The organism is Microbacterium sp. Y832 (genome assembly GCF_057669765.1).
In genome coordinates this window covers 255,477-280,942 of sequence record NZ_JBYHFM010000002.1, presented here as the reverse complement: position 1 = coordinate 280,942, position 25,466 = coordinate 255,477, and the positions used below count along the sequence as shown (strand labels likewise).

General features: G+C 68.7%; 25 protein-coding genes, 3 tRNA genes and 1 riboswitch. Of the genes, 23 read left to right on the top strand and 5 right to left on the bottom strand.

From position 1 onward, the window contains the following. The first annotated feature begins 7 nt into the window (after positions 1 to 7). The 6 genes from AC25YV_RS04135 to AC25YV_RS04110 all read left to right on the top strand — a co-directional run bounded on the left by AC25YV_RS04135 (position 8) and on the right by AC25YV_RS04110 (position 5,361). On the top strand, positions 8 to 550 hold the full coding sequence (locus tag AC25YV_RS04135; RefSeq protein ID WP_488122572.1) for a DUF402 domain-containing protein: 543 nt from the start codon (positions 8 to 10) through the stop codon (positions 548 to 550). Positions 551 to 619: 69 nt separating this feature from the next. Further along, positions 620 to 1,279 carry a class I SAM-dependent methyltransferase gene (locus AC25YV_RS04130; RefSeq protein WP_488122867.1) on the top strand — a complete coding sequence of 220 codons (660 nt, stop codon included), beginning with the start codon at positions 620 to 622 and terminating at the stop codon, positions 1,277 to 1,279. Positions 1,280 to 1,319: 40 nt separating this feature from the next. Then, on the top strand, positions 1,320 to 2,375 hold the full coding sequence (locus AC25YV_RS04125; protein WP_488122571.1) for a polyprenyl synthetase family protein: 1,056 nt from the start codon (positions 1,320 to 1,322) through the stop codon (positions 2,373 to 2,375). 40 nt (positions 2,376 to 2,415) lie between these two features. After that, a complete protein-coding gene (locus tag AC25YV_RS04120) occupies positions 2,416 to 3,789 on the top strand; it encodes an FAD-dependent oxidoreductase (protein WP_488122570.1) in 1,374 nt (457 codons plus the stop codon). An 11-nt stretch (positions 3,790 to 3,800) separates the two neighbouring features. Beyond that, positions 3,801 to 4,820, top strand: a complete 1,020-nt coding sequence (locus tag AC25YV_RS04115) for an alpha/beta hydrolase (RefSeq protein ID WP_488122569.1) — start codon at positions 3,801 to 3,803, stop codon at positions 4,818 to 4,820. A gap of 214 nt (positions 4,821 to 5,034) precedes the next feature. Beyond that, positions 5,035 to 5,361 carry a DUF7882 family protein gene (locus AC25YV_RS04110; RefSeq protein WP_488122568.1) on the top strand — a complete coding sequence of 109 codons (327 nt, stop codon included), beginning with the start codon at positions 5,035 to 5,037 and terminating at the stop codon, positions 5,359 to 5,361. 10 nt (positions 5,362 to 5,371) lie between these two features. Here AC25YV_RS04110 and AC25YV_RS04105 read toward each other — a convergent pair whose 3' ends face one another. Next, entirely contained in the window at positions 5,372 to 5,860 is a 489-nt protein-coding gene (locus AC25YV_RS04105; RefSeq protein ID WP_376125032.1) for a YajQ family cyclic di-GMP-binding protein, read from the bottom strand. 254 nt (positions 5,861 to 6,114) lie between these two features. On the opposite strand from AC25YV_RS04105, the gene AC25YV_RS04100 reads away from it, so the two are divergent. From AC25YV_RS04100 to AC25YV_RS04070, 7 genes are all read left to right on the top strand, one after another. Next, a complete protein-coding gene (locus AC25YV_RS04100; protein ID WP_488122567.1) occupies positions 6,115 to 7,356 on the top strand; it encodes a sugar ABC transporter substrate-binding protein in 1,242 nt (413 codons plus the stop codon). 177 nt (positions 7,357 to 7,533) lie between these two features. Next, positions 7,534 to 9,105, top strand: a complete 1,572-nt coding sequence (locus tag AC25YV_RS04095) for an ABC transporter permease subunit (protein WP_488122866.1) — start codon at positions 7,534 to 7,536, stop codon at positions 9,103 to 9,105. Beyond that, a complete protein-coding gene (locus AC25YV_RS04090; protein WP_488122566.1) occupies positions 9,105 to 10,085 on the top strand; it encodes a sugar ABC transporter permease in 981 nt (326 codons plus the stop codon). The genes AC25YV_RS04095 and AC25YV_RS04090 overlap by 1 nt, the downstream gene beginning before the upstream one ends. A 36-nt stretch (positions 10,086 to 10,121) precedes the next feature. Continuing rightward, entirely contained in the window at positions 10,122 to 11,999 is a 1,878-nt protein-coding gene (locus AC25YV_RS04085; RefSeq protein ID WP_488122565.1) for a glycoside hydrolase family 13 protein, read from the top strand. A gap of 127 nt (positions 12,000 to 12,126) precedes the next feature. Then, positions 12,127 to 12,627 (top strand): FBP domain-containing protein, encoded by a 501-nt coding sequence (locus AC25YV_RS04080; RefSeq protein ID WP_488122564.1) that lies wholly within the window; start codon positions 12,127 to 12,129, stop codon positions 12,625 to 12,627. Beyond that, positions 12,624 to 12,761 (top strand): hypothetical protein, encoded by a 138-nt coding sequence (locus tag AC25YV_RS04075; protein ID WP_488122563.1) that lies wholly within the window; start codon positions 12,624 to 12,626, stop codon positions 12,759 to 12,761. The genes AC25YV_RS04080 and AC25YV_RS04075 overlap by 4 nt, the downstream gene beginning before the upstream one ends. Positions 12,762 to 12,849: 88 nt before the next feature. Beyond that, positions 12,850 to 12,934, top strand: a tRNA-Tyr gene (locus AC25YV_RS04070). A 100-nt stretch (positions 12,935 to 13,034) separates the two neighbouring features. Here AC25YV_RS04070 and AC25YV_RS04065 read toward each other — a convergent pair. Beyond that, entirely contained in the window at positions 13,035 to 13,658 is a 624-nt protein-coding gene (locus AC25YV_RS04065; RefSeq protein ID WP_488122562.1) for a YkoF family thiamine/hydroxymethylpyrimidine-binding protein, read from the bottom strand. Between the two features lie 38 nt (positions 13,659 to 13,696). Beyond that, positions 13,697 to 13,805: riboswitch (TPP riboswitch) on the top strand. 25 nt (positions 13,806 to 13,830) lie between these two features. Between AC25YV_RS04065 and AC25YV_RS04060 the strand changes: the two genes are divergently transcribed. The 4 genes from AC25YV_RS04060 to AC25YV_RS04045 are packed head-to-tail and all read left to right on the top strand — an operon-like array spanning position 13,831 to position 17,499. Next, positions 13,831 to 14,850: an ABC transporter substrate-binding protein gene (locus tag AC25YV_RS04060; RefSeq protein ID WP_488122561.1), complete on the top strand. Its 1,020-nt coding sequence runs from the start codon at positions 13,831 to 13,833 to the stop codon at positions 14,848 to 14,850. After that, positions 14,847 to 15,626, top strand: a complete 780-nt coding sequence (locus AC25YV_RS04055) for an ABC transporter permease (protein WP_488122560.1) — start codon at positions 14,847 to 14,849, stop codon at positions 15,624 to 15,626. The genes AC25YV_RS04060 and AC25YV_RS04055 overlap by 4 nt, the downstream gene beginning before the upstream one ends. Further along, complete coding sequence (locus AC25YV_RS04050) at positions 15,623 to 16,372, top strand: ABC transporter ATP-binding protein (RefSeq protein WP_488122559.1); 750 nt, start codon at positions 15,623 to 15,625, stop codon at positions 16,370 to 16,372. Before AC25YV_RS04055 ends, AC25YV_RS04050 begins: the two co-directional genes overlap by 4 nt. 17 nt (positions 16,373 to 16,389) lie before the next feature. Then, positions 16,390 to 17,499, top strand: a complete 1,110-nt coding sequence (locus tag AC25YV_RS04045) for a diaminopropionate ammonia-lyase (protein ID WP_488122558.1) — start codon at positions 16,390 to 16,392, stop codon at positions 17,497 to 17,499. On the opposite strand, the gene AC25YV_RS04040 is transcribed toward AC25YV_RS04045, so the two are convergent. Beyond that, the gene (locus tag AC25YV_RS04040) at positions 17,496 to 17,969 is read right to left on the bottom strand and encodes an S-ribosylhomocysteine lyase (RefSeq protein WP_488122557.1); all 474 of its coding nucleotides are present in this window, start codon (positions 17,967 to 17,969) and stop codon (positions 17,496 to 17,498) included. The genes AC25YV_RS04045 and AC25YV_RS04040 overlap by 4 nt on opposite strands. 154 nt (positions 17,970 to 18,123) lie before the next feature. Between AC25YV_RS04040 and AC25YV_RS04035 the strand changes: the two genes are divergently transcribed. Beyond that, on the top strand, positions 18,124 to 19,071 hold the full coding sequence (locus AC25YV_RS04035; RefSeq protein ID WP_488122556.1) for a hypothetical protein: 948 nt from the start codon (positions 18,124 to 18,126) through the stop codon (positions 19,069 to 19,071). A gap of 18 nt (positions 19,072 to 19,089) precedes the next feature. Here the strand turns inward: AC25YV_RS04035 and AC25YV_RS04030 are convergent, their stop codons facing one another. After that, positions 19,090 to 20,694, bottom strand: coding sequence for a phytoene desaturase family protein (locus AC25YV_RS04030; RefSeq protein ID WP_488122555.1), 1,605 nt, complete (start codon positions 20,692 to 20,694; stop codon positions 19,090 to 19,092). A gap of 43 nt (positions 20,695 to 20,737) precedes the next feature. On the opposite strand from AC25YV_RS04030, the gene AC25YV_RS04025 reads away from it, so the two are divergent. The 4 genes from AC25YV_RS04025 (at position 20,738) to AC25YV_RS04010 (ending at position 23,150) form a co-directional block, all read left to right on the top strand. Beyond that, a complete protein-coding gene (locus AC25YV_RS04025) occupies positions 20,738 to 21,535 on the top strand; it encodes an inositol monophosphatase family protein (RefSeq protein ID WP_488122554.1) in 798 nt (265 codons plus the stop codon). A gap of 204 nt (positions 21,536 to 21,739) precedes the next feature. Then, positions 21,740 to 22,906: a M23 family metallopeptidase gene (locus AC25YV_RS04020; protein WP_488122553.1), complete on the top strand. Its 1,167-nt coding sequence runs from the start codon at positions 21,740 to 21,742 to the stop codon at positions 22,904 to 22,906. A gap of 64 nt (positions 22,907 to 22,970) precedes the next feature. Next, positions 22,971 to 23,042, top strand: a tRNA-Thr gene (locus AC25YV_RS04015). 34 nt (positions 23,043 to 23,076) lie between these two features. After that, a tRNA-Met gene (locus AC25YV_RS04010) sits at positions 23,077 to 23,150 on the top strand. Positions 23,151 to 23,226: 76 nt separating this feature from the next. On the opposite strand, the gene AC25YV_RS04005 is transcribed toward AC25YV_RS04010, so the two are convergent. Continuing rightward, positions 23,227 to 23,880, bottom strand: coding sequence for an IMPACT family protein (locus AC25YV_RS04005; RefSeq protein WP_488122552.1), 654 nt, complete (start codon positions 23,878 to 23,880; stop codon positions 23,227 to 23,229). Positions 23,881 to 24,011: 131 nt separating this feature from the next. Here AC25YV_RS04005 and AC25YV_RS04000 point away from each other — a divergent pair, with 131 nt between their 5' ends. Beyond that, a complete protein-coding gene (locus tag AC25YV_RS04000) occupies positions 24,012 to 25,466 on the top strand; it encodes a DHA2 family efflux MFS transporter permease subunit (protein ID WP_488122551.1) in 1,455 nt (484 codons plus the stop codon).

The window sequence follows — 25,466 nt, the reverse complement described above, 5'->3', positions numbered from 1 at the left end:
TCGCTGCATGGCCACTTCGCGTCCCGTGCCCGGCACGCCTCTGCAGTTTCGCTGGCGCAAGTGGAACGGCGACCCGCACTGGGTGCACGAGTGCATCTACCTCGGCGCCGACGCATGGGGAGAGTGGTTCGGCCAGCCCGTCGGTTCGCGCAGCGCCCGCCCCGGTCGCGAGATCATCACGACGGCGCCCAACGTCACTCTGATGCCCCCGAGCGGCGACTACGCACTCACGGTCAACGTTGCTCCGCCCGCGAGCTATCGCGTCTACATCGATCTCGCGTGGGACGTCCGGTGGGACGGCGGCGAGCCCGAGGGCATCGACATGGATCTCGACGTCGTGCGCGCGATCGACCAGCGCGGCGTGTGGATCGACGACCGCGACGAATGGGACGAGCACCGTGTCGCGTACGGCTACCCGCTCGACATCGTCGCGCGGCTCGAGAGTCTCGCGGTCGACCTGGAGCGCCGCGTCTCACAGCGCGTCGCGCCCTTCGACGATGCGACCGCCGATGCCTGGCTCACGCGGCTCGCCGCGCTCGCGCGCGCTTAGACTCGTCGGGTGAGCGACAACGAGCGCAACCGCGCGGATCTGCACAAGGACCCCGCCCGGGTGAGCGGGATGTTCGACCAGGTCGCACAGCGCTACGACCTCACGAATGACGTCCTGAGCCTCGGCAACGACCGGCTGTGGCGCGTCGCGACGACCCGGGCCGTCGCTCCTCGCCCCGGCCAGCGCATCCTCGATCTCGCTGCCGGAACAGGGGCGTCGAGCGTGGCCCTCGCGCGCAGCGGTGCCGACGTCGTCGCGGCCGACTTCTCGCCGGGCATGATCGCCGAAGGGCGGCGCCGGCACGGCGGCATCCGCAATCTGACGTTCCGCGAAGCGGACGCGACGGATCTGCCGTTCGATGACGACGCGTTCGACACCGTCACGATGTCGTTCGGACTGCGTAACGTCAACGACCCGCAGAAGGCGCTGCGCGAGCTGCTGCGGGTCACCAAGCCCGGTGGTCGCCTCGTCGTCTGCGAGTTCTCGCACCCGCCCTCGCGCGCGTTCGCGGGCCTGTACCGGTTCTACAACGACCGCGTGCTGCCCGTCATCGCCCGTGCCATGAGCTCGAACGCCGAAGCGTACGACTACCTCAACGAATCGATCCGCGATTGGCCTGATCAGGCGCGCCTGGCGACGTGGATCCGTGAGGCGGGATGGACCGACGTCGCGCACCGGAATCTGTCGATGGGGATCGTGGCGCTGCATCGCGCGGTCAAGCCACGCTGAGCGCCACGAGCGCACCTCGTCCGACGGGTAGGCTTGATCTGTGAATCCCTCAGCATCGGGCTCGCGCCTGGCGGGCAAGCTGGGCCTCACCGACCGTATCTTCGGCGGCGCGCGTTCGCGCCGTCTGCTCGCCGAAGTCGAGAGGGGGCTCCAGCGCGTCGACGAGGTTCTGGCCGTCGAACTGCACATGGCCGACCCTCTCGTCGACGCCGCGAGTCGATACCTCTACGAGGCGGGCGGCAAGCGTCTGCGCCCCATGCTCGCGCTGCTCACCGCTCAGCTGGGTGATGGAGCGACCGACGAGGTCGTGAACGCGGCGAGCGCCCTCGAGCTGACGCACCTCGGCTCGCTCTACCACGACGACGTCATGGATGCCGCTGACAAGCGCCGCGGAGTGCCGAGCGCCCACGCGGTCTGGGGCAACAGCGTCGCGATCCTCACGGGTGACCTGCTGTTCTCGCGAGCGAGCCAGATCATGGCCCGCTACGGCGAAGAGGCGATCCAGCTGCAGGCCGACACGTTCGAGCGCCTCGTGCTCGGGCAGATGCACGAGACCATCGGCCCGGGTGAAGACGACGATCCTGTCGCGTTCTACCTGCAGGTGCTCTCCGACAAGACCGGGTCACTCATCGCCGCGGCCGCGCAAGCGGGCGTCGTGTTCTCGAACGGCCCCGCCGAACTGAAGCAGGCGATGGTCCTCTTCGGTGAGAAGAGCGGCGTCGCCTTCCAGCTGCTCGATGACGTCATCGACCTGTCGGATGACCCCGAAGAGACCGGCAAAGTCCCCGGCACCGACCTGCGCGCGGGTGTGCCGACGATGCCGTACCTGCTGCTCACCCAGCGCGACGACGCCGAGTCGCGCGCGCTTCAGGCTGCGATCGATGACGGCGTCGAGCGCATCGCCGCGGGCGACGATTCGTCGATTCTCGACGAGCCGCTGAGGCGGCTGCGCGAGCACGAAGCGACGCAGGCCACCCTCGACCTCGCGAACACGTGGTCGCGCGAAGCGATCGAAGCACTCGCTCCCGTGCCCGACGGCCCCGTGCGCGAGGCGCTCACGCGCTTCGCGAAAGCCGTCGCCGACCGCTCCAACTGACGCTGCGGCGTCCCACACCGACGTCCCGGAAGGAACCCCCATGACCAAGCTCCGCCTCGCCATCGTCGGCGCCGGGCCCGCGGGCATCTACGCCGCGGACATCCTCCTGAAGGCCGAGCGCAAGTTCGACGTCTCGATCGACCTGTTCGAGCAGCTGCCCGCCCCCTATGGGCTCGTGCGCTACGGCGTCGCTCCCGACCACCCGCGGATCAAGGGCATCATCACGGCGCTGCGCGACGTGCTGGACCGGGGCGACATCCGCATCTTCGGCAATGTGCGCTTCGGTGAGGACATCACCCTCGACGACCTCAAGCGCCACTACCACGCCGTCATCTTCGCCACGGGCGCGACCCGTGACACCGACCTCGACATCCCCGGCGTCGACGCGAAGGGCTCGTACGGCGCGGCGGATTTCGTCAGCTGGTTCGACGGGCATCCCGATGTGCCGCGCGAGTGGCCGCTCGAGGCGGAATCCATTGCCGTGCTCGGAAACGGCAACGTCGCGCTCGATGTGTCGCGCATCCTCGCGAAGCACCCCGAGGACTTGCTGTCGACCGAGATCCCCGACAACGTCTACCAAGGGCTGAAGGCCTCGCCCGTCACCGATGTCCACGTGTTCGGACGCCGTGGACCGGCGCAGGTGAAGTTCACGCCGCTCGAGCTGCGCGAACTCGGCGAGCTGCGTGATGTCGACATCGTCGTCTACGACGAGGACTTCGACTACGACGATGCGTCGCGGGCGGCCATCGCGAGCAACAAGCAGGTCATGGTGATCGACCGCGTGCTGCAGTCGTGGCGCCAGCGCCCCTCGGTCAACAACGCCGGCGGCGAGGCATCGCGGCGCCTGCACCTGCACTTCTATGCGCGTCCGGTCGAAGTTCGCAAGGACGCCGACGGTGCTGTGGCCGCGCTCGTCTACGAGCGCACGCGCCCCGACGGTGAGGGCGGCGTCGAGGGCACGGGCGAGATGCGCGAGCTGCCGATCCAGGCGCTGTACCGCGCCGTCGGATACTTCGGATCTCCGCTTGCCGGCGTGCCCTTCGACAAGCGCCACGGCGTCATTCCGAACCACGAGGGTCAGGTGCTGCACAAAGACTCCAACGAGCGGGTGCCGGGCGTCTACGCCACGGGCTGGATCAAGCGCGGTCCCGTCGGGCTCATCGGGCACACGAAGTCCGATGCGATGGAGACGGTGCGCCACCTCATCAACGACCAGGGCTCGTGGTGGGACCCGGCGGATCCCTCCGACGAGGCGATCCCGGCGCTCCTCGCGGAACGCGGCGTGCAGTGGACCGACCTCGACGGCTGGCACCGCCTCGACGAGCACGAGATCGCTCTCGGCGCTCCCCACGAACGCGCGCGCATCAAGGTCGTCGCGCGCGACGAGATGGTCCGGGTCTCGCGGGGCGAGTGAAAGAGCATCGCGTGGCTGACCGCGCATCGCACGAATGGCTCCCCGATGTCCTGGGGGAGCCCTTCGAGCAGGTGACACTGCCGCTCGGCGACGATGAGGAAGGCCCCGTCGTCGCAACCCTCGTGCGGCTGCGGGCGAACAGTCCGGTGCTGGGCGGTCTGTTCGGCGATCGCCGCCGGTTCGCGGACGTCGATGTGCTCTACGTGCACGGCTGGTCGGATTACTTCTTCCAGACGCGGCTCGCCCGTTATTGGGCCGATCACGGGGCGAACTTCTATGCGCTGGACCTGCGCAAGTACGGGCGCAGCATCCGCGAGGGGCAGACCCCGGGTTACATCGCCGATCTCACCGCGTACGACGCCGACATCGCGGCGGCGTTCGAGGCGATGGGGCGCAGCGCCGACGGGTCAGGGGAGCGACGCCTCGTGCTCTTCGGACACTCGACGGGCGGACTCACGCTGAGTCTCTGGGCGAGCCGCAACCCCGGCATCGCCGCCGCGGTCATCCTGAACAGCCCGTGGCTCGAATTCCAGCTGAGTGCCGTGACGCGTGCCGCGATCGCCCCCGTGCTGGGCCTGCACTCCAAACTTCGTCCGTTCGACCTGTGGCCGCAGATGGATGCCGGTTTCTATGCCCGCGCGCAGCGCGAAGTCGCGGATCCCGATGACCCCGTGACGATCGAGGCTGCGTGGCGCCCCGACCAGACGATGCCGGTGCACGTCGGATGGATGCACGCGGTCATCGCGGGGCACACGAAGGTGGCTGCGGGGCTCGCGATCGCGGCTCCCGTCTGCGTCCTGCTGTCGGCGCGCACCGCGATCCCGACGAGGTGGGGCGAAGACCTCACGAGCGCCGACACCGTGCTCATCGTCGACGACATCGCGCGCGCGTCGCTCAAGCTCGGGCAGTCGGTGACCGTCGAGCGGATCGACGGAGCCCTGCACGACGTGTTCCTCTCGCGACGTGAGGCACGCGCCGAGGCCTACGCCCGACTCGACCGGTGGGCGACGGCGATGCTCTCCCGCCGCTGACCCCGCGCTCGACCCCGAGCGGTGCGGGCGGTACGCCCGTTGCATCGACCATCACCCCCGCCGGGTGACGACCGGCGTGGGCGGGCGCGTTAGCGTGCAGGCGCGATGTCGTACGAGGAAGGCTCGATCGTTGTCGCCTTCGTGATCCCGCTTCTTCCGCTCAGCACTTATGGCCTACGCTGAGTCGTCTTCCATCCTGAGCAGGAGGTCCACAATGGGGCATTTGATCTACGGGGTTGCGCCGGCCATCCGCATCGAGGATCGGGCGCTGGATCACCTGCGTGTGGTGATGGTGACGAAGTTGCGGCGAGACGAGAGCTTCAGCTTCAACTGGGATGACGAGGGTCCGGTCGACGGCGACGACGCGATCCCCGGTGCGGGTCTTCACGGCACCGTGTGGATCTCGAAGAGCACCTCGCTGTACTTCAGCTTCGACGGCGATCGCGATCACACCATGAACAGGAAGTGGCTCGAAGCCCTCGCCATGTCGGCCAACAGCACGGCGGGTCTGCGGCTCGTGCCTGAGCCCGAATCGGACTGACAGCCTCGCTTTAGCGGTAGTTGACGTACTGCAGGTCGACGTCGAGATCGGCGGCCTTCAGCAGACGCTGGACCTCCTGAAGGTCGTCGCGGCTCTTGGACTGCACGCGCAGCTCGTCGCCCTGGATCTGTGACTTGACCGACTTGGGGCCCTCGTCGCGGATGATCTTCGAGATCTTCTTGGCGTTCTCGGACGAGATGCCCTCTTTGAGCGTCGAGACGATGCGGTACTCCTTGCCGCTCGCCGTCGGCTCGCCTGTCTCGAGGCTCTTCAGCGAGATGCCGCGCTTGATGAGCTTGGACTGGAAGACATCGAGCACGGCCTTGGCGCGCTCTTCGCTGTTCGCCTTGATGAGGATCGACTCGCCGCTCCACGCGATGGACGCGTCGGTGCCTTTGAAGTCGTAGCGCTGCTCGACCTCTTTGCGCGCCTGGTTGAGGGCGTTGTCGGCCTCTTGCTGGTCGATTTTCGAAACGATGTCGAACGAGGAATCTGCCATGCCGCGAGTCTAGTCGCGGCTTGCGATGCGCACCCCGGGTGCAAACGCTTGCAAGAGGCGGGTCGATGATGCTCGTTCCCTGCGTGTAGGAGGTCACGAACGTGTATCGAGATCGTTTCGCGAGGTTGCACGGCGTGGCGATCGAGATGACAATGTAAGCGCTTACATTTCTTGTGAGCGGGAAAGCCGGTCTCGCCCGGCGCTTCGCGCCGCGAAGCCGGCATACCCCTACAGCATTTGAGAGAGGCACACCGATGACGGTGAAGAAGAAGGGCGTTCTCGCGTTCGGCGCGCTCGTCGCAGGCAGCGCCATGCTGCTCGCTGGCTGCTCGGGCGACAGCGGCGGCGGCGAAGAGACCGGCGGCGGCGAATCGAAGGCCGGCGAACTGACCGTCTGGGTCGACGCTGAGCGCATCGACGCTCTGAAGGATGTCGCCTCCGAGTACAGCGACAAGACCGGTGTCACGGTGAACCTGGTGTCCAAGGACACCGACACCATCAAGGACGACTTCATCCAGCAGGTTCCGACGGGCCGCGGCCCCGACATCGCGATGGGTGCGCACGACTGGGTCGGCGAGCTGTCGACGAACGGCGTCGTCGCCCCGATCGAGCTCGGCGACACCGCAGAGGGCTACCTGCCCGTCGCGATCCAGGCCTCCACGTACGAGGGCACCACCTACCTCCTGCCGTACGCCGTCGAGAACATCGCCGTGCTGCGCAACGCCGACCTCGTGCCCGACGCGGCGACGAGCTTCGACGACATGATCGCGAAGGGTCAGGCCGCGGGCCTTGACCAGCCGTTCGTCGTCGAACAGGGCGCTGAGGGCAACCCCTACCACCTGTACCCGTTCCAGACGGCGTTCGGTGCACCCGTCTTCGGGCTCGACGCCGAGGGCAACTACGACCCCGCCAAGCTCGAGCTCGGCAGCCCCGGCGGCTTCGAGTTCGCCACGTGGCTCTCGGGTCAGGGTGCGAACGGCACCGGTGTCTTCAACACCGACATCGACGGTGACATCGCCAAGCAGTCGTTCCTCGACGGAACCGCGGCCTTCTGGCTCACGGGCCCTTGGAACGTCGGCACGGCCGTCGACGCGGGCATCAACGTCGCGATCGACACCATCCCCAGCCCGACCGCCGAGCCCGCTGCTCCGTTCGCGGGGGTCAAGGGCTTCTACCTCAGCGCCGAATCCGAGAACAAGGTCGCCGCGAACGACTTCCTCGTGAACTACCTCGGCACCGAAGAAGTCCAGCTGAAGCTGTTCGAGTCGGGCAATGTGCTCCCCGCTCTGACGGCCGCCGCCGACACGGCATCCGCTGACCCGATCGTGGGCGGCTTCGCCGCGGTCGGCGAAGAGGCCGTGGCCATGCCGGCGATCGCGCAGATGGGCTCCGTGTGGGAGTACTGGGGCATCGCCCAGGCCGAGATCATCAACGGTGCTGACCCCGCGGCGACGTGGCAGAAGCTCGTCGACGATGTGACGGCTGCCATCGGCTGACGTCCTGCGTATGCCGGGGCTCGGTCTTCATACGAGGACTGAGCCCCGGCATCCCGCTACGATCACGCATTATCGGCAGAGTCGCCACATCGGACTGCCCGTACGCAACGGAGGCTGCGAGTGACGAGCAACTCGCTCGAAGAACGCACGACGGACCCCGCGGCCGACCCGCGACGCATGAAGCGATCGAAGCAGGCCGCTCGCATCGCGGATGCCGCGTCGCTGGGTGTCAAGGGATGGATCGTCAAGATCGTCCTGCTGGGGATCCTCGACGCGCTCGCCGTGTTCGCGCTCTTCGTGCTGCTGAGCAACCGCGAGTGGCTCGTGGCCGGGCTCGTCGCGGTCACCGCGGCACTGCTCAACTGGATCTACCTGTCGCGTCGCAAGCTGCCGGCGAAGTATCTGGCGCCCGGCGTCATCTTCCTGCTCATCTTCCAGGTCTTCGCGCTCGTCTACACCGGCTACATCGGCTTCACCAACTACGGCACGGGACACAACGGCTCCAAAGAGCAGGCGGTGTCCTCGCTCATGGCCTCGGCGCTCGAGCGCGTGCCGGACTCGCCGACCTACGACGTCACCGTCGTGTCGCAGCTCGGCCAGTACGGCGTCCTCGTGACCGACCCGGACGGCGAGGCGTTCTTCGGCACGAACGAGCAGCCCCTCGAGCCGGCGTCCGGAGCACAGTTCGACGGCGGCAAGGCCGTGGCGCTCGATGGTTGGACGTCGCTCACCTTCGCCGATGTGCTGGCCAACCAGAGCGTGATCGAGGAACTCGCCGTTCCCGTCTCGGACGACGAGAACGACGGCCGGCTCCTCACGCCCGACGGGCAGCGCGGCTACCTCTACACCTCGGCGCTGATCTACGACGCGGATGCCGGCACGATGACCGACACCCGCAACGGCACGGTCTACACCGACACGGGCGTCGGCGCGTTCACCGCAGAAGACGGCTCGCAGCTCATGCCGGGCTGGACGATCGTCGTCGGGTTCGACAACTTCGCCCGCGCCGTGACGGATGAGAGCATCCGCGGACCGCTGTTCTACGTGACGCTGTGGACGTTCGTCTTCGCGATCGTGTCGGTGGCCACGACCTTCTTCCTGGGGCTCTTCCTCGCGATCGTGTTCAACGACATGCGGATGCGGGGACGCAAGTTCTATCGCATCCTGATGATCCTGCCGTACGCGTTCCCATCGTTCCTCTCGGCGCTCGTGTGGGCGGGCATGATGAACGAGAGCTTCGGGTTCATCAACCAGGTGCTGCTCGGCGGGGCCGCGGTGCCCTGGCTTACCGACCCCACGTTGGCTAAGGTCTCGGTGCTTCTGGTCAACCTCTGGCTCGGCTATCCGTACATGTTCCTCGTGTGCATGGGGGCGCTGCAGTCCATCCCCGACGATGTCGTCGAAGCCGCCAAGATGGACGGCGCGCGATCGTGGGGCATCTTCCGGCTCATCAAGCTGCCGCTCCTGCTGGTGACGGTCGCACCGCTTCTGATCGCGTCGTTCGCGTTCAACTTCAACAACTTCAACCTGATCTACATGCTCACAAACGGCGGGCCTCGCGATTCGTCCGCCGCGATCAACGTCGGCCACACCGACATCCTGATCTCGATGGTCTACAAGGTGGCCTTCACGGGTCAGAACCGTGATTACGGTCTCGCATCCGCCTTCACGATCCTCATCTTCATCGTCGTCGCGGTGATCTCGATCATCAGCTTCCGACGCACCAAGGCGCTCGAGGAGCTGAACTGATGCCCGAATCCTTCCCCGGCAGCACCAGCGGCCTCTTGGCTGGCGAGGCGCAGGCCCTGCACGAAGACCGCCGTCGCGGCCGTCGCTCGCGGCGTCGCGCCGACGCCGACTTCTACGAACGCCCCAAGACATTCGGGCAGTGGTTCCGCGCGACCGGCTGGCGGCACCTCGTCGGCATCGCGATGATCATCTTCTCGACGTTCCCGCTGCTGTTCGTGCTGTCGTCATCGCTCAACCCCCGCGGCACGCTCACCGGCTCCAACGCGCTCTTCTCGACGGTCGGCTTCGAGAGCTACATGCGGATGCTGAGCGACCCCAACAACCCGTACGTGAACTGGTTCTTCAACACGCTCGTCGTGGCCAGCGTCACGGCCGTCGGCACGGTGTTCCTGGGTGGCCTCGCGGCATACTCCTTCTCGCGCATGCGCTTCACGGGGCGACGGATCGGCCTCGTGTCGATCGTCATCGTGCAGATGTTCCCGCAGCTGCTCGCCGTGGTGGCGCTGTTCCTTCTCATGTCGGCGATCGGCGACTGGTTCCCCGCGCTGGGGCTCGACACCCACCTCGGCCTGATCATGGTCTACCTCGGCGGTGCCCTCGGCGTGAACACGTACCTCATGTACGGGTTCTTCAACACGATCCCCGCCTCGATCGACGAAGCGGCCAAGATCGACGGCGCCGGTCACGCGCGCATCTTCTTCACGATCATCCTGCGCCTGGCTGCCCCGATCCTCGCGGTCGTCGCGCTGCTGTCGTTCATCGCGTCGTTCAGCGAATTCGTCATCGCGAGCGTCATCCTCATCGAACCCGAGAAGCAGACCCTCGCCGTGGGTCTGACGAAGATGGTCTCCAATCCCCGCTACGCGGATTGGAGTGCGTTCTCGGCGGGAGCGGTGATGGCCGCCCTGCCGGTCATGGCGCTCTTCCTGATCCTGCAGAAGTACATCGTCGGTGGACTCACCGCGGGCGCTGTCAAGTAGCCGGCGATGCCGCGGATCTGAGGCAGGCTGGCGATCATGACCCTTCAGCCCCACCACGACGGTTCACCGCTCTACGTCTCGAACGGCACACCGCAACTCGGCGAGACCGTGCAGGTGCGCGTTCGCGTGCCGCACGGGTACGGGCCGCTGCGGGCCGTGCGCACGCGGTCGAACCCCGATCACGAACCGAGCTGGACGGATGCCGCCTTCATCGGCTCATCCGACGGCTGGGACTGGTGGGAGGCACCCGTCACGGTGCACAACCCGCGCCACGGCTACCGCTGGGTCTTCGTGCACGAAGACGGACGGGTGCAGTGGCTCAACCAGGCCGGCCTGCACGAGATCGAGACGCTCGACGCCGACGACTTCGCACTGGTCGCCTATCCCGCCCCGCCCGCGTGGCTCTACGACGCGGTCATGTACCAGGTGTTCCCCGACCGGTTCGCGCGGTCGGCGCAGGCGGATGCCCGTGCCGTGCCGGAGTGGGCGCAGCCGGCCGCGTGGGACGACCCCGTCGACCCCGTCTCGCCGGGCCGCTCGCAGCAGTTCTACGGCGGCGACCTCGACGGGATCACCGAGAAGCTCGACCACCTCGTCGAGCTCGGGGTGAACGTCCTGTATCTCACCCCGGTCTTCCCCGCGGCATCCAATCATCGCTACGACGCGTCGAGCTTTCTCTCGGTCGACCCGCTGCTGGGCGGGGATGAGGCGTACATCCGGCTCATCGACGCGGCGCACGCCCGCGGCATCCGGGTCATCGGCGACCTCACGAGCAACCACTCCGGTGACCGTCACGAGTGGTTCACCTCGGCCTTCGGCCACCCCGGCGCCGAGACCGAAGACTTCTACTACTTCCGTGACGGCAACACCCGGTACGAGTCGTGGCTGGGCGTTGCGAGCCTGCCGAAGTTCAACTGGGCGTCGCCCAAGCTGCGGGAAGCGTTCGTCGACGGACCGGACTCGGTCGTCGCGCGATGGCTCAAGCCGCCGTACTCGACGGACGGATGGCGCATCGACGTTGCGAACATGACGGGGCGCCTGCGAGACATCGACCTCAACGCCGAGGTGCGCCAGCTGCTGCAGGCGACGATGCGCGAGATCAACCCCGACGCGATCCTGCTCGGCGAATCGACCAATGACGCCGCGAGCGACCTCCATGGCGACGGATGGCACGGGGCGATGACGTACCCGTCGTTCACGCGGCCGCTGTGGGGGTGGCTGTCCGAGCCGACGGGGCAGTCCTATCTCACGGCCGAGGGTGCGGAGTGCACCGAGCCGTGGTTCTTCACGCAGCCGCTGGGGGGGATCCCGCGCTACACCGCGCGCCAGTTCGTCGACGCCGTCGTGCGCTTCACTGCGGGAGTCCCGTGGCGCGTTCGCCTGGGCAACATGCAGCCGCTGGATACGCACGACACCGCGCGGTTCGCGACGAATGCGGCGCCGGGCACGGTCCCCGTCGCCGTCGGGCTGTCGATGACCCTGCCGGGACTGCCCGTCGTGTTCGCGGGCGACGAGTACGGGCTCGTCGGGGTCGATGGCGAGTCGAGCCGCACACCGATGCCGTGGGGGAGCGAAGACGAACCCGCCGTCGCCGAGCGGCTCGCGCTGTACCGTTCGCACATCGCGCTGCGGCGCGCGCACCCCGTGCTCGGCACGGGCGGGCTGCGATGGCTGCACGTCGACGACGAGACCGTCGTGTTCGCCCGTGAGTCGGCCGACGAGACGGTCGTCGTGCTCGCGACGCGCGGCGACGCCGATGTCGAGCTCGCTCCCGGCGCCGTGCCCGACGCCGCCGCGTCGCTGCTCGTCGGCGAGGCGACGCTCGCACGGGCGGCGGACGGCTCCGTCGCGCTCTCGGCCGAGGGTCCCGCGTTCGCCGCGTGGTCGCTGCCCGGCGTGCGCGTTCCCGCCTGAGCGGCGGAGCGAGGCGGGTGCCCGCGTGCAGAACGCGTGACACCGGGTCGCGACCGAGCGGATGCCGCCGCTGGGCCCCGTTGCCGTCTCATGGCCCCTAGCGGAGCGGCGTTCGTAGACTGAGGGGATGCGCCCGCTCACAGAAGTCGGACTTCGAGCCGCGATGGCCAACGCATCGCACGATGACCTGCGGCTGCTCACGGTGCCGGCAGACTTCGTCATCGCCGACTGGGACCACCTCGACTTCTATGCGTGGCGGGATCCCCGCACGCGCTCGCGTGGCTACATCGTCGCCGAGATCGACGGGCAGCCGCACGGAGTGGTGCTGCGCGCCGCCGAGGGGTCCTCCCTCGCGCGGTCGGCCATGTGCAACCTCTGCCACACGATGCAGCCGGCCGATCAGGTGGCGCTCTTCACGGCCCGCAAGGCGGGCGATGCGGGCGAGCACGGCGACAGCATCGGCACCTACATCTGCTCCGACCTGTCGTGCCACGAGAACGTGCGGCTGGCGGCGCCGCTCGCGCCGAGCGAGATCCGCGCGAGTGTGGATCGCCGGATCGACGGCACCCGCGCGCGGGTCGAGTCCTTCGTCGCCCGAGTGCTCGAGACGGCGGGCTCACGTCGGTGACGGCCGCCGAGAAGTGGGATGCGCTCCTTCGCGATGCGGTGGATGTCGCCGCTGCCACCTGCCGATGCGCGGGCGCGATGCTGCGCACGCCGAGCGCTCTGGGCGGCATGGATCTCAGCTGTATCGGCACCTGAGCGAGTCGATTTCGAACACCGGCAAGATGCGCGTAAGATTATGGATCGCGCCTCCGTTCGCCTGATAAAGCCGGGCGGGTGCGCACCCGGCGAGTTACCCAAGCGGCCAAAGGGATCTGACTGTAAATCAGACTGCTCAGCATTCGGGGGTTCGAATCCCTCACTCGCCACCACCCCAAGAAGCCCGGACGCTGAGGAACCTCAGCGTCCGGGCTTCTTCTGTGTCCGGCACGGCCACCGCTCCGCGGAACCCGCGAAGTCGCCGGGCGAGCGTCAGCTCGCCGCGAGCGTCGGACTGTTGAGCGAGATGGTGACGTGGGTCGTCACATGCTGCACGGTGCGTCCCACCGCGATCCAGGCGTTCGCGACGGTCGTCAGCACGTCGGCGAGATCGCCGTCCAGGCGCGTCGCGTAGTGGTCTGAACCCGAGTACACGCCCCCCTGCTTCGCCTGCTCGATCGCGTCGTAGATCGCCGTCATGTGGTCGCCGTCGGTGCCCCCGTCGAGCAGGGGATACAGCGACCAGTGGGCGCGCGCACGGATGCCGGTGGCCTCGAGCTGCACGGGCTCCGCGCCGAGCGCATCCACACCCGCCGGCAGCTCGCACTGCAGCTCGCCGGGGCAGCCCCGGGAGAGCAGGATCGCCGCCGACACGTGTGCTCCGCCAGAGGCCGCGGCGGCGATGACGTCGCGCAGATAGCGCAGCACATCGGCCTCAGCACCGCCCACGAAGGTCGAGATGTCGTTCGTTTCGACGGTCACGGCGCTCGCGTCGGCTACGGAGAGCGCCCCGAGGATCACGTCGACATAGGCGGAGTCGTAGACCGAGAGGGTGAAGCGCGCGCCCACCCCGTACTCGGTCGGAGTGAGCGGGTTCTGATCCGTCGTGGGGGGCATGACGCACCACCATAGCCGCTGCCGGGAATCGGCTACGCTCGTCGTGACACGGGAGCTCGGTAAGCCGGGCTGAGAGGAAGGCTCCAACCTTCGACCGTCGAACCTGATCTGGGTAATGCCAGCGCAGGGAGGCATCTCTTCTTCACCCGTGCCCGATCAGAGGGGCACACCCATGCGGAAACACCACGCCTTCGTGGCATCCACCCTCGCGCTCGCGCTCGGCCTCGCCGGGTGCGCCACCGGGTCGGCTGCCTCGCCCGATGACCCCGAGAAGGTCACGTTCGCGCTCGACTGGGCGCCGAACACGAACCACATCGGGGTCTACGTCGCCGACGCACTCGGTTACTTCGACGACGCGGGCCTCGACGTCGAGATCCTGCCCTACGCCTCGACCTCGGTGCCCGAACTCGTCTCTGCCGGTTCGGCGGACTTCGGGCTGGCAGGTCAGGCGGGTGTGCAGCTGGCTCGCACCGCCGGCCGCGACGTCGTGTCGGTCTTTCAGGTGACGCAGTCCGACACGGGTCGGCTCGTGATCCTCGGTGACCGCGACGACATCGAGCGACCCGCGGATCTCGACGGCGGAGTGTTCGGCGGCTTCGGCTCGCCGCTCTACGGCGCATTGGCGCGCGCCGTGATCCAGGGCGACGGCGGCGACGGCGACTTCGAAGAGGTCGTGCTCGACACCGGTGCCTACGAGGCGTTGAGCCAGAACCGCATCGACTTCACGCTCTCGGTCTCGACGTGGGAGGACATCCAAGCCGACATCGACGGACACCCGTATCGCGGGTTCCGGTACCAGGACTACGGCGTGCCCGACCTGCACTCGACCGGGATCATCTCGAGCGACGCCTACCTGGAGGCGAACCCCGAGACCGCCCGGGCGTTCGTCGCAGCCGTGCAGCGCGGGTACTCGTACGCCGCCGCCGAGCCCGAGAAGGCGGCCCGCATCCTGATCGAGGCCAATTCGGACACGCTCGCGGCCGCCGAAGAGCTCGTCACCCGCAGCGCGAAGCTGCTCGCAGAGCAGTACTTCGTCGCCGAAGGCGTGGCTATCGGCGAAGTCGTGCCCGAGAAGTGGGAGGACTTCGGCGCGTTCCTCCTCGACAACGGCATCCTCACGGACGCATCGGGTGAGACCGTGACCGAGGCGCCCGACTGGTCGGAGTACTACTCCACCGACTACCTCGAGTGAGCAGAATCCGCGGCTCGGCCGCCGTCGTTCTTCCGCCGGTCATCGCCGCCCTGGCGATCCTGATCGTGTGGCAGTCCGTCGCGAACGCCGGCCTCGTCGCGGGTGGAGTGCTTCCGTCGCCGCTCCGGATCCTCGAGCAGGGGTTCGGCGAGCGCGACGTGCTGCTGCGGCACACTCTTCCCACCCTCACAGCCACGGCGCTGGGGTTCACGCTGTCGATCACGCTCGCCGTCGTCACCGCGACCACCCTGGACTTCTTCGTGCTGGGGCGCCGAGCGGCGATGCCGCTGCTCATCGTGAGCCAGACCCTGCCGCTCATCGCGCTCGCACCACTGGTCGTGCTGTGGTTCGGGTTCGGCCTGCTTCCGAAGGTGCTGCTCGTCGCGTTCGTCACGTTCTTCCCGATGGTGGTGGGACTCATGCGCGGTTTCGCATCAGCCGATCCCGACGCCGAGCACCTGCTGCGATCGATGGGGGCGGGCAAGCGCACCGTTTTCCGCATGGTCCGACTGCCGTCGGCGATGCCGTCGTTCTTCTCGTCGCTGCGCATCTCGATCACGTACGCCGTCGTAGGGGCGATCTTCGCGGAGTACGCCGGCGCAGTCGCGGGCTTGGGCGTCTACATGCAGAGTGCCAAGAACGTGTTCCGCACCGACCTCGTGCTCGCCGCTGTCGCGGTCAGCTCCGTGCTGACCCTGCTTCTCTACGGTCTCGTCGGGCTCATCGAGCGCCTCGTGCTGCCGTGGCTGCGCGTCGAGAAGGGAGCAGCGCGATGAGTGCCGGCGGCCTGGAGCTCACCGGCATCCGCAAGAGCTTCGACGGGGTGCCGGTTCTCGATGATCTGACCGTGTCGGTCGCGCCCGACGAGATCGTGAGCCTCATCGGCCCGAGCGGCAGCGGCAAGTCGACGCTCCTCTCGCTTCTGACGGGGGAGCTCGCCGCCGATTCCGGCCTCATCCTCTTCGACGGCGCTCCCGTGTCGGCGGGGGAGCGACCGTTCGCTTTCATGCCGCAGCGAGATGCCCTGCTGCCGTGGCGGCGCGCTCTGGACAACGCCGCGATCGGTCTCGAGGTGGCAGGCGTCGGGCGGCGCGAAGCGAGGCGTCGCGCCGGTGAGCTGTTCGACGCCTTCGGGCTGTCCGGCAGCGAGCGGCGCTATCCCCGGCAGCTGTCGGGCGGCATGCGGCAGCGGGTGTCGCTCGCGCGCACCGTGGTGCAGGGCCAACCGCTGCTGCTGCTCGACGAGCCCTTCGGCGCGCTGGATGCGATCACCCGGGACGAGATGCAGGAATGGCTGCTGGCGGTGTGGGCGACCCACCGGTGGAGCGTTCTGCTCGTGACCCACGACATCCGCGAGGCGGTTCGGCTGTCCGACCGCGTGTACGTCATGTCACGCCGCCCTGCGCGGATCGTCGGTGAGACGGTCGTGACGCGGGACATCCCGCGTGGCGAAGGGTTCGTCACCGACCCGCGCGTGCCCGCCCTGGAAGAGAGGTTGCGCGACCTGCTGCGTGCGGGCTAGGTGCGTAGGCTCGCGTCATGAGCGTCGATACCTATCTGAACCCCGTCGCCCGTCACTGGCGGACCGAACGCTCGCCCGACATCCGCGGCTTCCACGCCTCGCTCCCGGGGTACGCCGTCACGAGGCTCGTCGAGGTGCCCGACCTCGCGCGTGAGCTCGGCGTGGCGCGCGTCTTCATCAAAGAGGAGGCCTCACGCCTGGGGCTTCCCGCGTTCAAGATCCTGGGGGCCTCGTACGCCGTGTCCCGGGCGCTGACCGAGCGGGTCGGAGAGCGAGGGGCGCTGCCTCTCGCCGACCTCGAGCAGCGCCTGCGGGCGTCGGGGCCTGTGCGCCTTGTCGCTGCGACCGACGGCAACCACGGCCGCGCGGTCGCCCACATGGCACGCCTGCTCGGTATCCCCGCCCGCATCCACACGCCGGCCGACATCTCACCGGCGGCGAAGGGGGCGATCGAGTCCGAAGGGGCGCAGCGCATCGAGCGGGATGCACCCTACGACGACGTCGTCGCCGCAGCCGCGGCATCCGTGGGCGATGCTGACGTGCTCATCCAGGACACGTCGTGGCCGGGCTACGAGCAGGTTCCGCACTGGATCGTCGAGGGGTATTCGACACTCGTCACCGAAGCCGACGCGCAGCTCGCAGCTGTGGGAGCCCGCGCAGATGTCGTCGTCGTGCCCGTCGGCGTGGGCTCGCTCGCCGAGGCCGTCGTGCGCCACTACCGCTCGGGTCAGACGGCTCCCACGGTGCTCAGCGTCGAGCCGACGGCGGCGCCGACGATCCTCGAGTCGCTGCGTGCGGGGCGCCCCGTGACGGTCGAGACGGCGTCGACGATCATGGCGGGGCTCAACTGCGGCACTCCCACGACCGGTGGCTGGCCCGTTCTGCACGCCGGCCTTGATGCGGCCGTGACGGTGACGGATGCCGCCGCCGCGCGCGCCGTGCGCGACCTCGAGGCGCTCGGGGTCGATGCGGGGCCGTGCGGTGCCGCGACCCTCGCGGGCGCACGCGCGCTCGCCGCTGCATCTTTCGCGCCCGGCGAGACCACGCCCCTCACGGCCGAGGCGACGGTGCTGCTGCTCAGTACCGAGGGCCGAGCAGCGAACCCACTGCCGGACCTCGACGCTTAGACGCCGACGCGTTCGAACGCGTCGAGGCTGATGCCGTCGTCGAGGACGACCTTGGCCCACTCGCGTGCCGAGTGCAGCGAGTGATCCCGGTAGTTGCCGCATTCGATCGCTGAGACGGCCGGCACATCGGATTCGACGGCCTCGTCGGCGATGAATCGCAGGGCACTCGTGAGGGCCGCGACGACGTCGGCGACAGCCGGCTCGCCCCACATGAGCAGGTGGAAGCCGGTGCGGCAGCCGAACGGAGAGATGTCGATCACGCCGTCGATGCGGTCTCGCAGCAGCCCCGCGAGCATGTGCTCGAGCGTGTGAAGCCCCGCCGTCGGGATCTCTCCCGCGTTGGGCTGCACGAAGCGCACGTCGAAGTTCGTGATCGTGCCGCCCGAGGGGCCGTGCTCGACCCCGATCCGACGCACGTACGGCGCCTTCACGGCGGTGTGGTCCAGGGTGAAGCTCTCGATCTCGGCCATCAGGTCCTCCTCGCGATGCGGTGTGTCCATCCCATCAGATCTTCTTCGATCCGGATGCCGCGGGGCGGGGGATGGGCGAAACTCCCCACCGCGCCGATGGGTGGTGCGTGCCAGGATGGGGGCGGGCCCCGCCCGTGAGAAGACAGGAGCGACGATGACCGTGTCCGGGTATCCGACCGAAGAGCCGACGCGTTCCGGTTCGCCTTCATCGCTTCTCCGCGCCGCGATCTGGGTCGCCATCGGCGCACTCATCGCCGCCGCGATCGTGTGCGTCGTGTGGATCTTCCTCGGCGAGCAGAACGGCATCGTGGGGCGCGCGTTCCTCACGATCCTGCTGCTGGTCGGCTTCGCCGGCGTCGCGATCCTCGACGCACACCTCGCCGAGCGCCGCCCCGCATGGTTCGCGCTTTCCAGCATGGTCGGTTGGGTCGTGCTGCTGCTCGTGGGCGCCGTCATGATCTGGATGCCCGAGCGCTACGCGTACTCGGGGATCGGCCGGTTCGTGCAGTACCTCGTCATCGTGCTCATCGTGCAGCTCGCCCTGCTGCACATCCGCCTCTATATGAAGGCATCCCGCCGCTACGTGACGGGCTTCACGCAGGTCGTCACGGTCATCACCATCTCGCTCGTGGTCGGCCTCGCGGCGCTGCTGTCGGTACCGCTCGTGCTGTGGGAGTACGTCACCTTCACCGATCTGTACTGGCGCGTCATCGTGGCCGTCGCGATCCTCGCCGCCGTCGGCACTGCGCTCGTGCCGCTGGTCAACGTGCTCTTCGCTCCCAAGAAGGCGCCCGCGCACGACGTCTATGGCTCGCCGGCCCACCACCCCGCGCAGCTCCCGCCCGCGCCCGGGTACGGCGAGCAGCAGCCGCAGGGCCAGCCCCCGCAGCTGCCGTGGCCGACGTTCATCGACGGCGTCACGCCGCTGCCGATCATGCCCGACGGGCAGCCCGACTGGGGTGCCTACTACTCGGGGTACCCCTCGCCGGGGGCGCACATCGTGGGACACCCCGCGCCGGCTCCCGAGCCCGCTGCGCCGCAGGCCCCGCCTGCCGGCTACGAGGGCTTTCCGCCGCCCCCGCCGCTGCCTCCGCGCGGCTGACGCCCGCGGCATCCGTCGTCAGCGCGCGAGAAGCTCCAGGGCGGCCATCGCGGCGTTGTGGCCGCCGATGCCGCTGACGGCGCCGCCGCGTCGCGCCCCCGAACCGCACAACAGCACGGCGGGGTGTGGCGTCGCGACGCCCCAGCGCTGCGCGGGCGTGTCAAGGGGTTCGTCATCGCCTGCCCACGGCCAGGACAGCGGCCCGTGGAAGATGTCGCCGCCGGTCATGCCCAGTGCATCCTCGAGATCGGCCGTGGTCTTGGCCTCGACGCACGGCGTGCCGTCGGGCGCTTCGTAGACGAGGTCGGAGATCGGCTCGGCCAGCACCGAGTCGAGCGAGCGGGTCGCGGCGTCCAGAAGCTCGGTCCGAGCGGTGTCGCGATCGGCGTCGTCGATGATGCGATGCGGCACCTGCAGCCCGAACAGCGTCAGGGTGTGTGCGCCCGATTCGCGCAGCTCGGCGCCCAGGATGCTCGGGTCGGTGAGGGAGTGGCAGTAGATCTCGGCGGGAAGAGGATGGGGGATGCGTCCGCCCAGCGCTGCCGTGTGCGCGGCATCCAGCTGGCTCATCGTCTCGTTGATGTGGAACGTGCCGGCGAACGCGGCCTCGGGCGAGACATAGTCGTCACGCAGTCGCGGCAGCCGGCGCAGCAGCATGTTGACTTTGATCTGCGCCCCCTCGGGCTGCGCGGGCGAAACGGGGCGGAGCAGCTCGGCGCCGCCGGCGGCGAGCAGGCGGTCGAGCACGGCGGGGCCGACGCCGCTCAGCACGAGCCGGCCGCGCAGGCTCTGCCGCACACCGCTCATGTCCACGTCGACCTCGCCATCGGGCGAGACGGAGACGACATCGGCGTTCGTGCGGATGTCGGCGCCCGCGTCGCGCGCCGCGCGCTCGAGTTCAGCGCTGACGCGCCCCATGCCGCCGACCGGGACGTCCCAGTCGCCCGTGCCCCCGCCGATGACGTGGTACAGAAAGCAGCGGTTCTGGCGGAGGCTCTCGTCGTCGGCGCTTGCGAACGTGCCGATCAGGGCGTCGGTCAGGGCGATGCCGCGGGTGATGTCGGTCTGGAGCGAATCGCGCAGCAGTGTGCCGAGCGGGGTGTCGACGAGCGCCGCCCACAGATCGTCGTCGCTGATGAGGCGGCGGGCGTCCGCACGCCGGGCGAGCGGCTTGAGAACGGTCGGGAAGATCCTGCGGGCGAAGGGTTCGATGCGGCTCATGAGGGCGCCGTAGCGTTCGGCCTCGACGGCGTCGCCCGTGGCCCGCAGGAACGATGCGACGGTCGCCCCGGCATCGCCGTTGTCGATCAGGATGCCGCGTGCCGGGTCGTCGGGAACCGGCGTGTACGACGAGTAGCGTCGCCGGCGCAGCTCGATCGAGAGGCCGAGGTCGGCGATGACGCGCGGTGGCAGCAGGCTGACCAGGTACGAGTAGCGCGACAGGCGGGCATCGACCCCGGCCCACGGGCGTTCCGAGACGGCGGCACCGCCGACACCCTCCAGGCGCTCGAGGACGACGACGCTGTGACCTGCCCGCGCGAGGTAGGCGGCGGCGACGAGGGCATTGTGGCCCCCGCCGACGATCGCGACGTCGTGCGTGAAGGAGTGGACTGCATCGGCCATCCCTCCACGCTATCGGCCCGCACGCGCCGGGTAGCGTGGAGGGATGCCCTCGGTCATCGAACTCCAAGACCTCGCCATCGCGATCGCCCAGGAGGCGGGGGAGCTTGCTCGACTCCGCCGTAGTGAAGGGGTCGCGATCGCCGCGACGAAGTCGGCGCTCGCCGACATCGTCACCCACGCCGACCGCGAAGTCGAGGCGCTCATTCGGCGTCGCCTGGCCGAAGCCCGGCCCGACGACGGGTTCTTCGGAGAGGAGTCGGGCGTCGAGTCCGGCACGTCGGGGATCACCTGGATCGTCGATCCGATCGACGGCACGGTCAACTACGCCTATGGCGTGCCGACCTACGCCGTCAGCATCGCCGCGGTCCAGGGCGAACCCGACCCCGCCTCGTGGAGCGCCCTCGCCGGCGTCGTCTACAACCCGGCCGGTCGCGAGCTCTTCCGCGCCGCGCGGGGAGAGGGGGCGTGGCTTGGCGACGTGCGACTCGCGGTCGTCGCCGACCCGCCCTCCGCAGGAGCACTTCTCGCCACCGGTTTCGGCTACAACCCCGAAACGCACGTCGGGGACCTCGCGCGGGTGGACCGCGTCATGCCGATCGCCCGCGACCTGCGCCGTGCGGGGGCTGCGTCGCTCGACTTCGCCTATGTCGCCGCCGGTCGCTACGACGGCTATTTCGAGCGCGGACTGCAGCCATGGGACCACGCCGCCGGCGCGCTTCTCGTGCAGGAGGCCGGGGGCCTCGTGGGCGGATACGACGATGTCGATCCGTTCGATCGGCACCTGTTCGTCGCGGCCGGACCGGGGCTGTTCGGGCCTCTTCTCGAGCGCGCGCGGGGGTGAGCGGCAAACCCGTCCATGGCATTCCCAGGCGGCGGGGGGTAGTGTTTACCCGATCGTTACCTTCGCGCGTTCGCGGGCGGGGGTGCATGAAGCCCGTTCCGCCGCCTTACCCGAGGCGACACGATCCGAAAGTCCCCGACTCTGTTGCAGCCCGACACGCCCTTGGCTCTGCCTGCGTCCACGCGCCGGTCGAACCGCTCCACGTTGACGTCCGGCCCCACGGCCGAAGCGACCGCGGCGGACCCACGCGATGAGGCTCAGCGCCGTTCGGTAGCAGCCGCGCTGGTGTGGAGCGTGTCGACCGCGGCGACGGATGTCGCCACCCCCGGCACCGACGTCGATCAGGCCGCGCCCCTCTCTCGGCGCGCGCTGCGCGCCACTCGGGCCACTGTCGTATCCGACGTCTTCGAGCTCATCGAGCCGCCCGTCGCTGAGGACGAGGTCGACGAGGTCCCTCCGCTCGATGAGCGGGTCGAGACCGCAGCCGATGACGAGTTCGAAATCGCCGCGCGGCTCTTCTCGTTCACGGGTGAGACCCCGGTGATGACCGTCGACGAGCCCGAGCCCGAGCCCGAGCCCGAGCCCGCCGAGGCCGAGCCCGGTGCCACGCACGCGGCGCCCCGCGGCGCACGCCGCCGCCGCGCCGTCCTCTCGCGCGTCGCCGCGACGTCGTTCTCGGCAGGCGTCATGGGCGTCGTCGGACTGCTCACGATCGGACTCACGACCCCGGCCGAAGCCGTCATCGCGGCCGGTGGCAGCAGCGCCGCGGCGATGTCGGTGCGCACTCCGGCCGAGCCGGCCGAAGACGAGCCCGCCACCGAGATCCAGGCCTACGTCGCCCCGTCGAGTGTGCTGCACGCCGACGTGACCCGCGAAGAGAGCTACTCGACGATCACGATGGCTGAACTGGCGTACCAGTCCGGCATCAAGAACATCTCGGACTTCTTCGTCAACGACGCCAACTCGGCCATCCAGTGGCCCTTCGCCGTTGGCGTGCCGATCAGCTACGGCTACGGTCCCCGCTCGGGCAGCATGCACCAGGGTGTCGACTTCACCCCCGGCGCCGGAGCGCCGATCCAGGCGATCGCCGACGGCACAGTGCGCGTCGCTTCTAACGCGGGTGGCGGATACGGCGTGCATGTCGTGATCGATCACGAGATCGACGGCCAGATGATCTCGAGCCACTACGCGCACATGATCGTCGACTCGATTCAGGTCGTTCCGGGCCAGAAAGTCGAGGTCGGAACCGTTATCGGCCGCACCGGAAACACCGGCCGTTCGTTCGGGGCGCACCTGCACTTCGAACTGCTTCTCAACGGAACGACGCACATCGATCCGCTTCCCTGGCTGCGCGAGCACGCGGGAGGCTGATCACGATTCAGACGGATGCCTCGGCTCTGGTATTCTCGTCTAGTTGCCCGGTGACGGGTGGCACGCCCCGATAGCTCAGTGGCAGAGCACTTCCATGGTAAGGAAGGGGTCGTCAGTTCAATCCTGACTCGGGGCTCGCAACATCCTCTCGGCGACGATCGGATGCACGCGGCAGGGTAGCTCAGTTGGTGAGAGCGCACGACTCATAATCGTGAGGTCGCGGGTTCGAACCCCGCTCCTGCTACAGATGAAAACCCCCGATTTATCGGGGGTTTTTGCTTTCGCTCGAACGCCGAGACCGGTGCGTCCCACGGATCCCGTCACGCGGGCACATCGACGATGCGCTGCGTTCCGTAGCGGGGCACGAGCTCGCCGCCCGATGCCGCCGCGATGTCCGCCGTGAAGGTCTCGACGAGGTGCGGCGCCACCCAGATCTCGAAGGTCGTCTCGTGCGCGTAGTCCGTGTCGCCGAGGCGGGCGTCGTGTCGCGCGGCCCAGTCACGAAGCAGGTGATCGATCCGGCCGGCGTCGGCGTGGCCGACGGCGAGCGTGGCCTGCGTCAGCACTTCGCGCCGCACCAGCGACGCACGGTCCAGCGCCTCGGAGGCCGCCGACGAGTAGGCACGCACGAGCCCGCCGGCGCCGAGCTTCACTCCGCCGAAATAGCGCGTCACGATCACGAGGACATCGGTGAGGTCCCGTCGGCGCAGCACATCGAGGATCGGGGCGCCGGCTGTGCCCGACGGTTCGCCGTCGTCTGAGGAGCGGCCGTGCTCTCCGGAGACCCCCGTGACGAGGGCGAGGCAGTTGTGGTTCGCGTCCCAATGCCGCTTGCGGGTCGCAGCGATGAGCCCGTCGGCGTCCTCCGGGGCCACGAGGGGGAAGGCGTACGTCAGAAAGCGCGACTTCTTGATGATCAGCTCGTGCTCGACCGGTGCGGCGATCGTGCCCGGGTAGCGCGGAAGAGGAGTCACGGGTCAAAACTATCCAGCCGCAGGGCAGACGCCGAAGCGGGCGAGTGGCCTTCGTCCAGGCGTCGCTCGCGTAAGCTCGTTCTTCGCCCGTTTGCGCGGTGCGTCCTCCGTCACCACCCGAAAAGAGCCTCGTGACCCTCGAGAAGCAACCGTCCACGGCACCCGTCGGCACATCGGCCCCCGCGCCGCGCACCGGCCCTGTGATCGCGCTGTTGGTGGCCTCGGCGTTCGTCGTGATCCTCAACGAGACCATCATGAGTGTCGCTCTGCCCCGCCTCATGGTCGACCTCGACATCACGGCCAGCACAGCACAGTGGCTGACGACCGGATTCCTGCTCACGATGGCCGTCGTGATCCCCCTCACCGGGTATCTGCTCGAGCGCTTTCCGCTGCGGAACATCTTCTTCGCCGCGATGACGCTCTTCTCAGCGGGCACCCTCATCTGTGCGGTCGCACCGGGATTCGACCTGCTGCTCGCCGGACGCATCGTGCAGGCATCCGGCACGGCGATCATGATGCCGTTGCTGTTCACGACCGTGCTCAACGTCGTACCCGCCACGCACCGCGGACGCATGATGGGCGTCATCTCCATCGTCATCGCGGTCGCTCCCGCCGTCGGCCCGACCGTGTCGGGGATCATCCTGTCGTCGCTGGACTGGCGCTGGATGTTCTGGATCGTGCTGCCGATCGCCCTTCTCGCGCTCCTTCTCGGCGCCCTCTGGGTGCGCAACGTCACCGCGACGCGCGACGCGCGGTTCGACGTGCTCTCGCTCGTGCTGTCGGCCTTCGGTTTCGGCGGCCTCATCTACGGTCTGAGCTCGATCGGCGAAGCCGCGTCAGGACGCACCCCCGTGCCCGTGTGGATCCCGCTCGCCGTCGGTGCTGCCTCGCTCGTGCTGTTCGTGCTGCGTCAGGTGCAGCTGCAGAAGACGGATGCTGCGCTGCTTGACCTGCGGACGTTCATGTCGCGGTCGTTCTCGCTGGCGATCGCGCTGGTCGTCATCGTGATGGGAGCCCTCTTCGGCTCGCTCATCCTGTTGCCGATCTACCTGCAGCAGGTGCTCGGGCTCGACACCCTCACGGTCGGGCTCATGCTGCTGCCCGGCGGTATCACGATGGGTGTCATCGCTCCCATCGTCGGGTCGCTCTTCGACCGGTTCGGCCCGAGGCCGCTCGTGCTGCCCGGCATGATCGTCGCGGCGGCTGCCCTGTGGGGCATGACGACATTCGACGCACAGGCCTCGATCGCCTGGATCGTCGCGGTGCACATGGCCCTCAACCTCGGTCTCGGCTTCGTGTTCACCCCGCTGCTGACCTCGGCCCTCGGGTCGCTGCCGCGATCGCTCTACCCGCACGGCAGCGCGATCGTCGGCACGATGCAGCAGGTGGCCGGTGCAGCCGGCACGGCGCTGTTCATCACCCTGATGGCCGTGTCGGCGGCGGCTGCAGCCCAGGACGGCGCCGGTGCCGTGGCATCCACCGCAGCGGGTGTGCACAGCGCCTTCCTCATCGGCGCCCTCATCGCCTCTGCCGCAGTCGTCCTCGCGGTGTTCGTGCGCAAGCCCGCGGTGCCCGTCGAAGCCTGA

Bases quoted from the DNA above. Each gene is read 5' to 3' on its own strand.
- AC25YV_RS04135 (WP_488122572.1), top strand. From the start codon at position 8: ATGGCCACTTCGCGTCCCGTGCCCGGCACGCCTCTGCAGTTTCGCTGG.
- AC25YV_RS04130 (WP_488122867.1), top strand. From the start codon at position 620: ATGTTCGACCAGGTCGCACAGCGCTACGACCTCACGAATGACGTCCTG.
- AC25YV_RS04120 (WP_488122570.1), top strand. From the start codon at position 2,416: ATGACCAAGCTCCGCCTCGCCATCGTCGGCGCCGGGCCCGCGGGCATC.
- AC25YV_RS04110 (WP_488122568.1), top strand. From the start codon at position 5,035: ATGGGGCATTTGATCTACGGGGTTGCGCCGGCCATCCGCATCGAGGAT.
- AC25YV_RS04105 (WP_376125032.1), bottom strand. From the start codon at position 5,860: ATGGCAGATTCCTCGTTCGACATCGTTTCGAAAATCGACCAGCAAGAG.
- AC25YV_RS04100 (WP_488122567.1), top strand. From the start codon at position 6,115: ATGACGGTGAAGAAGAAGGGCGTTCTCGCGTTCGGCGCGCTCGTCGCA.
- AC25YV_RS04095 (WP_488122866.1), top strand. From the start codon at position 7,534: ATGAAGCGATCGAAGCAGGCCGCTCGCATCGCGGATGCCGCGTCGCTG.
- AC25YV_RS04090 (WP_488122566.1), top strand. From the start codon at position 9,105: ATGCCCGAATCCTTCCCCGGCAGCACCAGCGGCCTCTTGGCTGGCGAG.
- AC25YV_RS04085 (WP_488122565.1), top strand. From the start codon at position 10,122: ATGACCCTTCAGCCCCACCACGACGGTTCACCGCTCTACGTCTCGAAC.
- AC25YV_RS04080 (WP_488122564.1), top strand. From the start codon at position 12,127: ATGCGCCCGCTCACAGAAGTCGGACTTCGAGCCGCGATGGCCAACGCA.
- AC25YV_RS04065 (WP_488122562.1), bottom strand. From the start codon at position 13,658: ATGCCCCCCACGACGGATCAGAACCCGCTCACTCCGACCGAGTACGGG.
- AC25YV_RS04060 (WP_488122561.1), top strand. From the start codon at position 13,831: ATGCGGAAACACCACGCCTTCGTGGCATCCACCCTCGCGCTCGCGCTC.
- AC25YV_RS04050 (WP_488122559.1), top strand. From the start codon at position 15,623: ATGAGTGCCGGCGGCCTGGAGCTCACCGGCATCCGCAAGAGCTTCGAC.
- AC25YV_RS04045 (WP_488122558.1), top strand. From the start codon at position 16,390: ATGAGCGTCGATACCTATCTGAACCCCGTCGCCCGTCACTGGCGGACC.
- AC25YV_RS04040 (WP_488122557.1), bottom strand. From the start codon at position 17,969: ATGGCCGAGATCGAGAGCTTCACCCTGGACCACACCGCCGTGAAGGCG.
- AC25YV_RS04035 (WP_488122556.1), top strand. From the start codon at position 18,124: ATGACCGTGTCCGGGTATCCGACCGAAGAGCCGACGCGTTCCGGTTCG.
- AC25YV_RS04030 (WP_488122555.1), bottom strand. From the start codon at position 20,694: ATGGCCGATGCAGTCCACTCCTTCACGCACGACGTCGCGATCGTCGGC.
- AC25YV_RS04025 (WP_488122554.1), top strand. From the start codon at position 20,738: ATGCCCTCGGTCATCGAACTCCAAGACCTCGCCATCGCGATCGCCCAG.